Here is a 13,421-nt window from a genome sequence, read left to right as displayed (position 1 = left end):
GCCCGGCGGGCGCCGCCCGCCGGTGATGACGGTGCTTCGGGCCCGCGCCGTCGCGCGGGACGACCCGCCCGCCGCGGTCGACGGCCACGTCGCCGGCGGCCCAGGGCCGCCCGGGCCGCGCGGCCAGCGACGGACGCGATCCCAGCTCGACCGGCGCCACCGCCACCCGCGGCGCGACGGCGTCGCGCGGGTGCGAGCGGTCGCCGGTCGCCGTCAGGGCACCGCCGCCGACGGCCACGACCGCCAGCACGCCGACCACCGCCGGCGAGGCGAGCGCCGCGCCGACCCCAACGCCGATCCCGCTGCCCGCCCCGGCCCCGACCCCGGCCCCAACGCCGACGCCGGTCCCCCCGAGCCCCGCGCCGACCCCGGCGACCAGGCCGCCCGCCGCCCCGGCCCCGCGAGCCACGCCGGCGACGGTCAGGTCGTGCGCCTGCACGGTCTCCAGCAGCCGCGCCGCGACCAGCGCGGGCAGCGCCGGCACGATCACCGGCAGCGCCCGCCGCCGCGTGCGGACGGCGGCGACCTCGGCCCGGCAGGCCTCGCACGACCGCAGGTGGCCACGGATCGCCCGCGAGCGCATCCGCCGGCCGTCGCCGGCGTCGAGCAGCGAGCGGACGCTGGAGCAGGCGGTGTCGCGGCCGACCGCGCTGGCCCGCAGCGACTCGCGGGCCTCGTGGACCGCCTGCGTCGCGGCGGCCGGCGAGGTGCCCATCGCCGCCCCGATCTGCTCGGCGTCGAGCCCGGCCATCTCGCGCAGCAGCAGCGCCCCGCGCTGACGCTCCGGCAACGCCTTCAGGTCGTCGCGCAGCGTCTGCCAGCGCTCGGCCTCGACCGCGGCGTCCTCGGGCGAGGGACCGGGCGCCGGCGCCGTCTCGTCCAGCTCCAGGTCGGGCCGGCGGCGGCGGAGGACGTTGATCGACTCGTGGTGGGCGATCCGGTACAGCCACGGCCGCAGGGCGATCTCGCGGCTGACCCCGGTCAGCGACACGAGCGCCCGCGCCATCGTGTTCTGGAGCGCGTCGCGGGCGTCGTCGCCGTTGCCGATCAGGCCCGCGCAGTAGCGGTAGAGCGGCTGGTGGTAGCGGCGGAAGACCTCGCCGAAGGCCTCCGCGTCGCCGGCCCCGACCCGCCGCACGAGCGCGTCGTCGGTGGCCAGCCGCAGCGCCGGCCGGCGGGGGCCGGAGCGTGAGCGCGCCGGTGCCGCGGCGGCGGCGGAGGCGGGTGGGTTCACGACCGCACCATGGCCCATGACCCCGAGCGGGACGGGCGAGCGCCGCCGGCAGCGCACCGCGCTCGCCGCGCGAGACCCCAGCGGTCACCGCTGCGCACCCCGTGCCGTCCGACCATCGATCTCACAGCATCGCGAGCCGGAGGGCCGACCGCAACCCCCGCGACGTTCCGCCCGCTCAGGCGCAGTCCGGGCAGGCGCCGCGCAGGACCAGGTCGTGGGCGTCGATCCGGTAGCCGGTGCGGTCGGCGACCCGCGCGATCGCCTGCTCCAGCCCCTCGTCCTCGAACGCCACCGTCGCCCCGCAGCGCTCGCAGACGGCGTGGTGGTGGTGCTCGCCGCTGGGCAGCACCAGCTCGAACCGCATCACGCGGTCGCCGGGGTCGAACGGCTGGACCAGGCCCAGCTCGCCGAGCAGGTTGAGGGTCCGGTAGACGGTCGCGTCGCCGACCGGACGGACGCCGCGCCGCAGCCGCAGCTCGAGCTCGGCGGCCGAGCAGCAGCCGCCGCTGCCGGCCAACTCCTCGAGCACCGCCTCGCGGGCGGCGCCGACCCGATGGCCGCCCGTCCGCAGCGCCGCACCGGCCGCCTGCAGCCAGCGCTCGCCGATCTCGCCGGTGGTCGTGGTCACCCCTCCATTGAAGCGCAGTCGAAGCCCGTCGTCGTGGGCGCGGCGGAACGGCGCCCGTTACCCGCTTTCGGGCACCGCGAAACCCACCTGGCGCGTCCCCGCTCAACTCGAGAAATACGAGGAAGACGGCGTAAAACGTCTTACTCGAAATTCATCTGTGGGCTAGCCAAAATTTGCTCGACGTTCGATCCCCGGCGACGTATGCTGGCGACGACCGGGCGTCTGGTCGTGCCCCCACGCGACGGTCGCCACCACGCCACCCGGTTCGGAAGCAACCAATGCCCCAAATCCGCGCTACGGCGCCTTCCTCGACCGTCCCGGCACGCGATCGGGTCGACATCCGTCCGACCGCCGCCCTGCTCGGCGAGCACGTCGCGCGCTACGGCGTCGACGCCACCTGTCAGCGGTTCCGCCTCTGCCGCCGGCGACTCGGCGCGATCGTCGCCCTCCGCACCACTCGCGGTCAGCACGCGCACTTCCTCGATCGCGGATGCGTCGAGGACATCATCACCCACGGTCCCGACACGTTCGGGGCCCTCCACGTGCCGCTCCCCGGCGTCCTCCAGGCCCGCCTCGGCGACCTGCTGGTCGAGCTGGGACCCGAGCGGCTGGCGACGAAGCTCGGCATCGACCTCCCGCGCGGGGCCCGCTTCGTCCAGCAGATCACCCTCGGCCGCGCCGGCAACGGCGCCCGCGTGACCCACGTCTGCGCCTCGGTCGCCGAGCAGGCCGGCATCGACCCGGCCTCGCTCGAGGACACCGCGATCGAGCGCGGCTGGTGCCCGACGTGCACCTCGCACGTGCTGGTCGCGGGCGATCACCGCTGCCCCTGGTGCGACAGCGCGGTGGCGCTCGACGAGCGGGCCACCGTCGTGCTGGAGGAGCCGGCGACGGTGCCCTTCGGCGCGCCGGCGATCGTGCCCCACCGCCACGTCCACCGTCCGCCGCCGGTCGGCACGACCCGGGCCTTCGCCCAGCGCGCGGCGACCGCCGACGAGCAGACCGTCCGTCCGTAGGTCCGCCCGCCGCGCGACCGCCACCCGGCGGCCGCGCGGCGGCGAACCTCTAGCCTCCGGCGGGTGCGTCGTCCCGCCCCCGAGGACCCGCGGCCCGTCGGCACGGGTCGCCAGACGCTCGCGCTGCTGCTGGTCGCGATCGGCGCGGCGCTGCTGCTGCTCGCGCTGCCGCTCGACCACGGTCGCCGCAACCTGCTCGACCGCGACGCCTTCGCGGACCACGCGACCGCGGTCCTCTCGCAGCCGGACGTCCAGCGCGCGCTCGAGGGCGAGATCACCGACGCGATCGTCGCCCGCGCCCCGGCGGCCCTCGACGGCGCCCGGCCGCGGATCCGCTCGCTGGCCGCGGCGGTGGTCGAGAACCCCCGCTTCCGGCGCACCTGGCGGGCGCTGGTGCGCGACGCCCAGACGCAGGTGCTCGACCCCGACCGGCAGCGGGTCGCGATCAGCGTCCGCGACTTCGCGGCGCTCGCCGACCGCACCCTGGGGACGCTCCCGGCCGACGTCGCCCCGCTGCTCGACGGCGTCGGCACGGTCGAGCTGGTCGCCTGGGACCGGGGCTCCGAGGGCGCCCGCCTGGCCGACCGCGCGCACCAGCTGGGGCGGCTGGGCCTGGCGCTGCTGGCGCTGGCGCTGGTCGCGTTCGCCACCGCGCTGCTGGTCTCCCGCCGGCGAACCCGGACCGGGGCCGCGATCGGGCTGGCGGCGGCCGTGGCGGCGGCGATCGTGCTGGTGGCCGAGCGGATCAGCCGCGGCGCGGCGCTCGACCGCGCCGCCCCCGGGGTCGAGCGCGAGGTCGCCGGCGCGGCCTGGGACGAGCTGGTCGGCGGGCTGCGGACGACCGCGACGGTGGTGCTGGTCGTCGGCCTGCTGCTGGCCGCGGTGCTCGCGGTGGCCGGACGGGCGCGACGGACGACGGCGCCGGCGGTGCCGTGGACCGGGCTCGACCAGCCGCGAAGCGCGGCCCCGGGGCACGCCGCCGACGAGCATCCGACGCGCGTCCTGCCCCCGCGCGAGCGGCCGCGGGAACAGGTCTCGCCCCGCGCCCCCGCCGGCGGTCCGCGGCGCCCGCGACCGCCGCGCTCCTGACCGGCGGCCCGGTCGTCCGGCCGAGCGGGTGGAATAGCGGCGTGCCGGACGCCGTGGACCCCTCTCCCGACCCCGCGGACGCCCAGCGGCGGCTGGCCGAGTACGAGCGCGGCTTCCGGCGCGCCGGGCTGCCGCTGATGATCGAGGACTACTCGGCCGACTCCGACGTCTTCAACCGCGCCTTCCCGCTGCTGGCGCTGGTCTTCGTCGGCGAGCTGCTGGGGGCGCTCGACCTGAAGTGGTCGCTGGCCGCGAACCTGGCGGCGATCGCCGGCGCGGTCGGGCTGACCCTGGCCGCCGTCGCGCTGGTCAACCGGCTGCGGCAGCGTCCGGCGCTGGCGATCCCCGAGGACCTGGGCCCGGTCGAGCTGGCGGCCTTCGTGCTGCTGCCGCCGCTGCTGCCGCTGATCTTCAACGGCCAGACCACGAGCGCGCTGGTGACGGTGCTGGTGAACCTCGGGCTGCTGGCGATCATCGCGCTGACCTTCGGCTTCGGGGTCGGCTCGATCCTGCTCTGGGCGACCGGCCACCTGCTCGGCCAGCTGGCGCTCTCGCTGTCGCTGCTGGCGCGGGCGATCCCGCTGCTGCTGCTGTTCGCGATCGTGCTCTTCATCAACACCGAGATGTGGCAGGTCTTCGGCCACATGCCGGACGCGTCGCTGATCGCCGTCGGGCTGCTGATCGCGATCGTCGCCTCGACCTTCCTCGGGGCCCGGATCCCGCGCGAGGTCGCGCTGCTGGAGGAGACCGTGCGGGAGTCGGGGATCGCCCGCTCGGCCCCGCCGCTGCGGCGCGCGCAGCGGGCCAACGTCGGGATGGTGCTGCTGATCAGCCACGGCCTCCAGGTGCTGGTGGTGACGCTGGCGGTGACCGGGTTCTTCGTCGCCTTCGGGATGCTGGTGATCGACCGCGAGACGCAGGAGGCGTGGACGTCGTCGGGCGGCGCCCAGATCGTGGCTGCCGAGGTCGCCGGCGTGCGGCTGCGGCTGACCGAGGAGCTGCTGCGGGTGGCGGTGGCGATCGGGCTGGTGTCGGGCCTGTACTACGCGATCAGCGTGCTGATGGACTCCGGCTACCGGGAGGAGTTCCTCGACGAGCTGACCGGGCGGATGCGGCAGACCTTCGCCGCCCGCGCCGACTACCTGGAGCTGCGGGCGGCGACCGGGTCCGGGTCCGGGTCGTCGACGGGCGGCGACGGCTCCGCCTGAGCCGCTGCCCCCGACCCCGACCCCGACCCCGACCCCGCGAACCGCGAGCCGCCGGCGACCCGCCCGATCACGGCCTCGACCGCCTCGGGCGCGACCGCCCAGGCCGCCCGCAGCGCGTGGCCGGAGCGCGGGGTGACCGCGTAGGGCGCCTCGACGATCGCCTCGACGATCAGGTCGGCGGCCTCGGCCGGACGCAGTGCCGGGACCCCGCGGTAGGCCTTGGTCGGGGCGATCATCGGCGTCCGCACGAGCGGCATGTGGACGCCGGTGAAGCGGACCCCGTCGGCCCGCACCTCGCCGGCGACGCAGCGCGAGAACTCGTCGAGGGCGGCCTTCGAGGCCAGGTAGGCCGCGAACTTCGGCGTGTGGACGAGCAGCCCCTCGGAGAGGACGTTGACGACCTGGCCGCGGCCCTGCTCGCGCATCGACGGCAGCAGCGCCAGGGTCAGCTTGACCGCGGCGTAGTAGTTGATCTGCATCGTCCGCTCGAAGTCGTGCATCCGGTCGTAGGAGCGGTGGACCGGGCGTCGGATCGAGTGGCCGGCGTTGTTGACCAGCACGTCGACGCGGCCGTGGTCGGCCAGCACCGCGGCGGCCATCGCCGCGACGGCGTCGAGGTCGGTCAGGTCGCAGGGATGGACGTCGGCGCGGCCGCCGGCGGCGACGATCTGGTCGCGGACCTGCTCCAGCTGCTCGCGGCGGCGGGCGACGAGGACGACGGTGGCGCCGGCCCGGCCGAGCCGCAGCGCGGTCGCCTCGCCGATCCCGGACGAGGCGCCGGTGACGAGCACGACGCGGTCGCGGACCGCGTCCTCGAGCGTTCCCGAGAGCACCCGGCGGACGGCCCGGGCCGGCGTGGTCGGCGTCCGCGACGCGGTGGTGACCAGGCGGTGGCGGAGGTCGTCGAGCGCTCGGCGCGACCCGGGGGTGAGCCGGCTGGCGACGACCCCGAGCAGGTCCGAGGGACGGGAGCTGCGCGACATGCCGGAAAGAATAGCTACTGCCAGTAGCTTCTTGGAAGGCCGCGTGCGGCCGGCCATGGCCCGCGACCGCGACCGCTATAGGCGATACGGTGCCTTCGAAAATCCGAGTACGACACGTGCCGAGTCGCCCTCGCTGACCGGAGGGGTCCACGGTTGAACCTGATCGACGAGTTCCAGAAGCAGATCGACGAACGGATGGCCGAGCTGCGGCCGTTGGTCGATGAGTTCCACGCCCTGCAGCAGCTTCGCAAGGCGATCGAGACGCTCGACCCCGAGGCTGCGGCGGAGCACGTGAGCGCCTTCCCGCTGCCGGGATCGACGGCGGCCAACGCCGCTGCGGCCGCTGCGGCCGCGGCAGCCCAGGCCGCGCCGAAGGCGAGCACCGCCAAGCCGCGGGCGGCACGCGGGACGAAGCGGCCGGCGAAGGCCGCGCCGCGAGCGGCCGCGGCCCCGGCGGCCGTCGCCGATCCGGGTGCGCTCCACAGCGACGACGCGGTCGCCCAGATCACGGCTGAGCCCGGCCTGACCGCGAATCAGCTGGCCGAGAAGATGGAGGTCCCGGTCAACGTGCTGTTCCGGCTGCTGCCCCAGCTCCAGCGCGAGGGGCGGATCCGCAAGCAGGGCAAGGGCTACCTGCCCGCCTGATCGCCGGGGCCGCGCGGAACAGCGCCCGCGCGGCCGTCCGGTGCCGCCGCCGCGAGCCGGCGGCGGCCGCGTTTGCGTACACCGCCCCCCGTCCGGGGGGGTGCTGCTGCGACATGTATATCTACGGTGTCCCGCAACCGTATATGTTTCTTGCGTGTTGAAGCACGGGAGCGCCCAGGGTCGACGTCCGGATCAGCTCCCGGCGGGCCGCCACGGCCTGCCCCGCGAGGCGGTGATCCGCAACCAGAAGGAGCGGATCCTGCGGGCGGTGATCGACGTCACCAGCGTCGCCGGCTACGGCGACATGTCGGTCGAGGACATCATCGGCACCGCCGGCGTCTCCCGGCGCACGTTCTACGACCACTACGCGAACAAGGAGGCGGCCTTCCTCGCCGCCTACGACGACGCGGTCGGCCGGCTCCAGGACGACATGCGCGCCGCGTTCGACAGCGCCGACGACGTCATCGCCCGCACCACCGGTGCCCTGGCGGTCCTGATCGATCGCCTGGCCTCGGACCCGGCGATGGCCGAGATGTGCGTCGTCGAGGTGCTGGCGGCGGGCCCCCAGGCCGTCGCCCGCCGCGACGACACGATGCGCCGCCTGGCCACGCTGATCAACGAGGGCGTGGCCCTGCTCTCGGGTCCGACCAACAGCCTCACGGCCGAGACGATCGTGGGCGGCATCCACGAGGTGGTCTACGCCCGCGTCCTCCGCGGCGAGCTCGACCAGCTGCGCGACGCGATCCCCGACCTCGTCTACGCGCTCTTCCTCCCCTACGCCGGCGCCGACGGTGCCGCGGCGGCCCGCAGCAGCGCCGAAGAGGCGATCGAGGCCCAGGCGGCCGCCGAGGCTCCGGCGCCGCGGTAGCGGGGCCGCGGAGGCCCGGCGCGGGTAGCGCGGCGGCCAACGGCGGGCAGCGGCGTGGTGCCGCTGCCGCGGGCCGCTCCGCGTCGGCCGCTCCGGCGTCAGCGGGGCCGCTCCGGCGTCAGCGGGCCACTCGACGCCAGCGGGGCCGCTCGGCCCAGCGAGCCACTCGGCCCAGCGGGCCGCTCGGCTCGGCGGGCCGCTCCGCGCCGGCGAGCCGTCCGCCCCGCCCGACCGGGCGGCCGCGCGACGGCCCGACGGGCCGTCCGCCCCCGCCCGACGCCGCCACGCGCCTCCGCGCGCAACGCTCGCTAGGCGCCTCTCCGGGGCCGCCGACGATCGGCCGCGGCAGTACCCGATCGGCAACCGGGCCGCCGGCGCGGAGCGGGGCGCCCGCGTTCGGCGCAGCGCCGCGACCGGTCGCGGTTGCCGTCCCAGCGGCCGTACCAGCAGAACTGCGGCCGCCGCTCGTGCTGTGGGCGTCGTTCGAGCACGGTGTTCGCCTAGCGCCCGGCGCCCCAGAGCAGCAGCGCCACGCGTGGCAGCTCGTCGTAGCCGCCGCCCCGCTCGACCCGATCGCGGAGGGCGGTGCAGATGGCGCCAACGAAGACCTCGAAGTAGACCTCGGGCACCCGGTGCTCGCCGTAGCGCTCCCACTGGTCGCGGAGGGCGGCGGTGATCCGGGAGCGCACGAGCTCCCGGTGCCAGATCAGGGCGACCTGGCGGGGGTGCGGCGTCTGGGTCAGGACGCACCCCTCGGCCGTCGTGGGGTCGGCTTCGAGCGTGGCGGCCAGCGCTCCCATCCCGGCGAGCAGCGATCCCTGCCAGCTGCCGCCCGACCGGAACCCCCGTTCCCACGCAGCGATCAACGCACCGACGGCGGGGCCATCCGGGCGTGGGTCAGCAACGTCCATCTCAGACTCCTCCCTCCCCCCTACCAGCGATCCCAGCCCGGGCACCGTATCCCACACAGAGCTGTGTCACAAGTCCAATCGTCGATCGCTGGCCGTTCGTCCGAGGCCCATCGGTCAGGCCGAACCGACGCCCAGCGGTCGAACTCGACGGCCGACTCGACGAAGAGGCATCGGACACCGTGGCCGATCGTCTGACCGATCCGGGACGTAGACGTCGCTGGAATCCGGTCCAACCGCTAGCCTTCGCGCTCGTGAGCACCAGCGCCAATCACGGCCGCCGCCCTGACCAGCTGCCGGCCGGCCGTCACGGCATTCCCCGCGAGGTCGTCGTCCGCAACCAGAAGGAGCGGATCTTCCGCGCGGTGATCGACGTCACCAGCGTGGCCGGCTACGGCCAGATGTCCGTGGAGGACATCATCAGCACGGCGGGCGTGTCGCGACGGACCTTCTACGACTATTTCCCGAACAAGCAGGCCGTCTTCCTGGCCTGCGTCGACCAGGTCGCGCACGAGCTGCGGGAGGCGGTCCAGGAGGGCTACGACGCGGCCGAGGACCCGATCGCGCGGGCGACGGCGTGCATCAGCGCCCTGACGCGGTTCCTGGCCGAGGATCCGGCGCGGGCGGAGATGGCCCTGGTCGAGATCCTGGCCGCGGGCCAGGAGGCGATCGCCAAGCGCAACGAGACCATGGACTTCCTGGCGGATCTGGTGGTGCGGGGCACGACCGACCTGCCGGGGGCGGAGCACGTCAATCCGCTGACGGCCCAGACGATCGTCGGCGGGATCTCCGAGGTGCTCTACACGCGCGTCGTGCGGGGCGAGACGGACGAGCTCGAGCAGCTGGTGCCGGATCTCGTCCACGCGATCACGCTGCCGTACCTGGGCTTCGAGGCGGCGGAGGCGACGCGCAAGACGGTGCGCGAGCAGCTCGACGCCGAGAAGCTCGGCGAGACGTCGTCGACGACGGCCTGAGTCGAGCGGGGGCCGAGGCCTCAGGGCCCCCAGAACGACCGAAGCCGGCCGCTAAACGACCGGCTCCGGTAAGAAGCGTCGAAGAATCCGGCGGCGGCGCCGGAGCTAGTTGACGGCGGGTCGCGCCGTCGCCGCGGTACGCGGGTTGGCGTTCCGCACCCGGTCGGGCCCCCACATGGAGACCGCGGCCTGGGCCAGGTCGTCGTAGTCGCCGTCGGCGGTCAGCCGCTGGTGGACCAGCGAGGCCATCTCGCCGATGAAGACCTCGAAGTACAGGCTGGGTGCGGGTGCCTCGTGGCACTTCGCCCACTGCTGGTGCAGGACCTCGAGGACGCGATCGCGTGACTGCTCCCGCTCGATCGCCAGATCCGTGGCCCGCTCGCCCATCGGCGCCAGGCCGATCAGCGGGCAACGCTCCGCCGCCTGCGGATCCTCGTGCAGCAACCGCGCCATCGCGCTCATCCCCGCATGCAGCGACGGACGCCAAGAAGTGCCAGCGAGGAACGCTCGCTCCCACACCTCCAGCAGCCCGTCTTCAGCCGACATACGGTCCTGGCCGTTCGTCATGCGCAACTCCCTCTCCCGGACTCGACGGCTGGGAACGCCGCCGTCTTCGGCCACGCTAGCCGACCGGCCCAAGCGCGGCAAGCATCTTTGGTCGAATGTCGTAGGCGGAGGCTCGATTTGGGGTGATTCGACACGAACCACCCCAAATCGGCGGGACAACGGGACAACAGGCCGCGCGTCGTTCCCGTCGGCGGGCCGTACCCCGCCAGCCGGCCATCGCGATGGCGAACGCGGAGGGACGATGCCGGCGCATCGTCCCTCCGCGGCGCGCGGTCGAACCGCTGGGTCTCCCGGCGGCGCGACGTTCGGCGAGCTAGCGCTTCTTGACCTTCTTGCCCTTGACGGTGATCGTCTTCTTGAGGGTGACCGCCTTGCCCTTGGTCGGCCGGAACTTGACAGTCAGCGCAACCTTGACCTTCTTGCCCTGCGCCAGCGACCGCCGTGTGGCGCGACTCATCGACGCGGCGATGCTGGCGGTATCCGCCTTGTTGATCTTGCGGATGGCCTTGCGGAGGCGCGGGCCGCCCAACTCGAGACGGCCAGCACCGATGCCAACCACCCTTGCGGTGATTCGGCGCTGGGTCGCGGCCGCGGAGACGATCCGCAGACCGCAGTCAGGAGCGGTGAACGTCACGGTCTTGACCGTTCGTGCGCCACTCTGGCCCTCGAAGGTGATCGTCGTCGCCTTCGGCTTGTCGCAAACCCCGCTCGGCGTCTTCAGAATCCCGTGCTTTCCGGAATTCACGGTCATCACGAACCGTCGGATCGGAGCGTCCGGAATGGCGTTGAACGTCGTCACCAGGTTCTTGCCGGCGAGCTGGGAGTCGGCCATCAGGTCCAGCGGGACGCCCTCCCCATCGAGCTTCAGGTAGAGCTTCGGCAACGTCTTGACCGTCTTCCCATTCTCCTGACGCTCACCTCGAACGAAGTAGATCGGACCCTTCAGCGGCTCGTGCAATGCAGGCGTCACCGCCTCCGCGTGACCGACGATCGATGCTTCCGGACAAGTCCTCTTGGCCGCCGCCGCGGGTTCGCAGAGACTCTCCGCATTGTCCGGGTCGAGCGCGACGGCGAGCGGGAGCTTGACCTGCACCCGCTTCAGCCCGGACTGACCGAAGGCCTGAGACAGATCTGCCTCGACCCCCGGATGCTTGAACTTCCCCATTTCGCTCTTGCCGCCCGTGAACTTGAGCGACAACGACGGATCGAGCTTCAGCCCGGCACAGCCGGACGGCTGATAGCGGCTCGACACGTTGGCCACCGCACCGCCCGTGCCAGTAAGCGCCGCACCAATCGTCGACGGCGCGCAGCTGGTGGCATTGAAGATGAAGTTCGGGCGATCGAGCCGAATGTTCACCATCCTGATGCGAAGGGGCACACCGCCCAGAATCGTCGGCAACGGATCAGCCGGAGCCGCAACCTTCGCGTTGTTCGCGTCGACTTGCAGCGGCGACCGGACGACGACGGTCCCGAGATCGAACGGGCCGGCCTTGGCCGGCACAACGATCGACAGGCTGAACGGAGCCCCCTTGTAGGGTCCTGCGAGGTACACCTTGCCCCCCAGCGAGTACGGAGTAGCACCCGCCCCAGCGGAGACCGTCGTGTGACCGACCAACGTGTCGTCGGCACACGTACCGGCGGCAGCCCGTCCCTCATCGCAGAGCGGAACGCTCCCCAGCGCGCCCAGCAGGCCGGATGGCAAACTCGCCGAGATCGCGGCGAGCGGCTGGTCGGCATCGTCGCGACGCACAGTCATCGAGAAGGTCGAGAAGGCGCCGGCCAGCGGATTCGTCGTTCCCGCCTCGAAGGTTGGCGTGAACTGGTTCGGATCCGCGCATGTCGTGACATCGAAGCCCGACGTGAGATCACGAGTCTGCCCGGACCAGGAGGTCAGGCGAACCGTCGTCGTCTTCCGCCCGCATGTCGGCGGCGTCACCAGCGGGGCGCGCGACCCCCCCTTGAACTGGAGCCGCAGTCGTGAGAACGGGAGCTGGGGGTTGTTGTCGAAGCGGGCCGTCAGCTGACCTGTCCGAGAGTCGGCGACGATCGAGCCGGACAGCTTGATGAGCACGCCGTTGCCGCTCGCCGTCAGGAACAGCCGGTACATCTGGCCGGACTCGGGATCGGAGCTCTTCTGCTCGGCGACGTAGGCCTTGCCCGACAGCTGGCTCGTGAGAACCGGCGTATCGATCGTGAGCTCCCCGATCTGCGACGACCCCGGGCACGCCACCGGCGCGTCGTTGCCGACGCCGAACTGCGCGTCCGAACACGCGGTCAAGCCGTCCGCGGTCGAAGGATTCAGCGCAGTGCCCTCCGGCAGCGTCACCGTCGCGTCCTTGAGCTGGCCCGCCTGCAGGACCTCGGGATCGGTCGTCTGCGGGACGCCGAGGTCGATCGCGTATCCGGCTGGCGCGCCTCCGACCCGCGTGTCCGTCGCGAGATCGAAGGTCGGGCTGAACGGGACGCTGTCACAGCCAGTGATCGCGCCGCCGGGGGTCGTCGCGTCGGCATACGACGGATCCGCCGGGTTCTGCCACGACGTCAACCGGATCGTCGTCTTGAGCGGCTGCCCGTCGCAACGAACCGGATTGCTGAGGAAGGCGCCGGGCGCAACGCCGCTCGGATGCCCGAAGGAGAACGACGCCGGGTCGTACCGCTCGGCGTCGTGGGAAGCAGCGGCGGGCACGCCCCAAACCGTCATGTCGACCGTCGAGAGGCCTAGCCCCTGGTTCACGTTCCGCAGGTAGGCCGTCAGACCTCCGTCGGGCCGCACCGCCACGTCGACGAGGATCGAAACCGAATCGATCAGGCGCATGCCGAACTGGGCCGGACGGTCCGACCGAGCCTGCATGTTGTAGATCGGGGTCGGCTGCGGACCGCCACCGAAGTCCAGTTGGGCCAGGCCCACCTGTGAGGCGATCGGGCAGCGGCTGGTGTCCAGCTGCGCTTGGGTGCACTTCGGCGCCGTCGTCGGGTTGCCGACCGAGCCGAGCGGTAGCGCTACGTCGACATCCTTCAGGCTCGCGTTGGGACTGTTCAGGCCCGAATCCGGATCCGGATGGGTCGCAAGCGTGAACTTCAGATTCAGGTCCGCATGGGCACCGGCCACCAGGTTCGGCGAGCCGTTGGTGGTCAATGAGGTGCTGAACGACGTGATCTCCGGATCAGCCAGAGCATTCGCGGCCGTTGCACCCAGCAGACCGAGGCTGATGGCGCAGACCGACGTCAACCGTCGCCCCCACCGGCCGATCGCGTTCACACGCTGCTTCCTCTGCACAACGAACCTCGTCGGGTCGACGTT

At 73.2% G+C, this 13,421-nt stretch carries 12 protein-coding genes; 6 read left to right on the top strand and 6 right to left on the bottom strand.

Annotated elements, in window-relative coordinates; all coding sequences use genetic code 11:
* The coding region (locus SH587_RS20900) for an RNA polymerase sigma factor (RefSeq protein ID WP_320672590.1) at positions 1-1,234 on the bottom strand (1,234 nt) is incomplete at its 3' end.
* A gap of 175 nt (positions 1,235-1,409) precedes the next feature.
* Positions 1,410-1,862, bottom strand: coding sequence for a Fur family transcriptional regulator (locus SH587_RS20895; protein ID WP_320672589.1), 453 nt, complete (start codon positions 1,860-1,862; stop codon positions 1,410-1,412).
* 278 nt (positions 1,863-2,140) lie between these two features.
* Here SH587_RS20895 and SH587_RS20890 point away from each other — a divergent pair, with 278 nt between their 5' ends.
* The 3 genes from SH587_RS20890 to SH587_RS20880 all read left to right on the top strand — a co-directional run bounded on the left by SH587_RS20890 (position 2,141) and on the right by SH587_RS20880 (position 5,175).
* Complete coding sequence (locus tag SH587_RS20890) at positions 2,141-2,878, top strand: hypothetical protein (RefSeq protein WP_320672588.1); 738 nt, start codon at positions 2,141-2,143, stop codon at positions 2,876-2,878.
* A gap of 63 nt (positions 2,879-2,941) precedes the next feature.
* Positions 2,942-3,967, top strand: a complete 1,026-nt coding sequence (locus SH587_RS20885) for a hypothetical protein (RefSeq protein ID WP_320672587.1) — start codon at positions 2,942-2,944, stop codon at positions 3,965-3,967.
* A 41-nt stretch (positions 3,968-4,008) separates the two neighbouring features.
* The gene (locus SH587_RS20880; protein WP_320672586.1) at positions 4,009-5,175 is read left to right on the top strand and encodes a hypothetical protein; all 1,167 of its coding nucleotides are present in this window, start codon (positions 4,009-4,011) and stop codon (positions 5,173-5,175) included.
* Here the strand turns inward: SH587_RS20880 and SH587_RS20875 are convergent.
* Complete coding sequence (locus tag SH587_RS20875) at positions 5,106-6,158, bottom strand: SDR family NAD(P)-dependent oxidoreductase (RefSeq protein ID WP_320672585.1); 1,053 nt, start codon at positions 6,156-6,158, stop codon at positions 5,106-5,108. The two genes, SH587_RS20880 and SH587_RS20875, sit on opposite strands and share 70 nt — an antisense overlap.
* Before the next feature lie 153 nt (positions 6,159-6,311).
* Here SH587_RS20875 and SH587_RS20870 point away from each other — a divergent pair, with 153 nt between their 5' ends.
* A complete protein-coding gene (locus SH587_RS20870; protein WP_320672584.1) occupies positions 6,312-6,803 on the top strand; it encodes a hypothetical protein in 492 nt (163 codons plus the stop codon).
* A 154-nt stretch (positions 6,804-6,957) separates the two neighbouring features.
* Positions 6,958-7,671 carry a TetR/AcrR family transcriptional regulator gene (locus tag SH587_RS20865; protein ID WP_320672583.1) on the top strand — a complete coding sequence of 238 codons (714 nt, stop codon included), beginning with the start codon at positions 6,958-6,960 and terminating at the stop codon, positions 7,669-7,671.
* 500 nt (positions 7,672-8,171) lie between these two features.
* Here the strand turns inward: SH587_RS20865 and SH587_RS20860 are convergent, their stop codons facing one another.
* On the bottom strand, positions 8,172-8,582 hold the full coding sequence (locus tag SH587_RS20860; protein WP_320672582.1) for a hypothetical protein: 411 nt from the start codon (positions 8,580-8,582) through the stop codon (positions 8,172-8,174).
* A gap of 251 nt (positions 8,583-8,833) precedes the next feature.
* On the opposite strand from SH587_RS20860, the gene SH587_RS20855 reads away from it, so the two are divergent.
* Positions 8,834-9,553: a TetR/AcrR family transcriptional regulator gene (locus SH587_RS20855; protein WP_320672581.1), complete on the top strand. Its 720-nt coding sequence runs from the start codon at positions 8,834-8,836 to the stop codon at positions 9,551-9,553.
* Positions 9,554-9,658: 105 nt separating this feature from the next.
* Here the strand turns inward: SH587_RS20855 and SH587_RS20850 are convergent, their stop codons facing one another.
* Positions 9,659-10,120, bottom strand: coding sequence for a hypothetical protein (locus SH587_RS20850; protein ID WP_320672580.1), 462 nt, complete (start codon positions 10,118-10,120; stop codon positions 9,659-9,661).
* Between the two features lie 313 nt (positions 10,121-10,433).
* Complete coding sequence (locus tag SH587_RS20845; protein ID WP_320672579.1) at positions 10,434-13,379, bottom strand: hypothetical protein; 2,946 nt, start codon at positions 13,377-13,379, stop codon at positions 10,434-10,436.
* Between the last annotated feature and the right edge of the window lie 42 nt (positions 13,380-13,421).

The organism is Patulibacter defluvii (assembly GCF_034096925.1).
Lineage (GTDB): Bacteria > Actinomycetota > Thermoleophilia > Solirubrobacterales > Solirubrobacteraceae > Patulibacter > Patulibacter defluvii.
Note: the sequence above shows the minus strand (reverse complement) of the source record. Positions and strands in the feature narration are given on the sequence as shown.

Coding starts and splice junctions, on each gene's coding strand:
- SH587_RS20890 (WP_320672588.1), top strand. CDS start 2,141: ATGCCCCAAATCCGCGCTACGGCGCCTTCCTCGACCGTCCCGGCACGC.
- SH587_RS20875 (WP_320672585.1), bottom strand. CDS start 6,158: ATGTCGCGCAGCTCCCGTCCCTCGGACCTGCTCGGGGTCGTCGCCAGC.
- SH587_RS20860 (WP_320672582.1), bottom strand. CDS start 8,582: ATGGACGTTGCTGACCCACGCCCGGATGGCCCCGCCGTCGGTGCGTTG.
- SH587_RS20850 (WP_320672580.1), bottom strand. CDS start 10,120: ATGACGAACGGCCAGGACCGTATGTCGGCTGAAGACGGGCTGCTGGAG.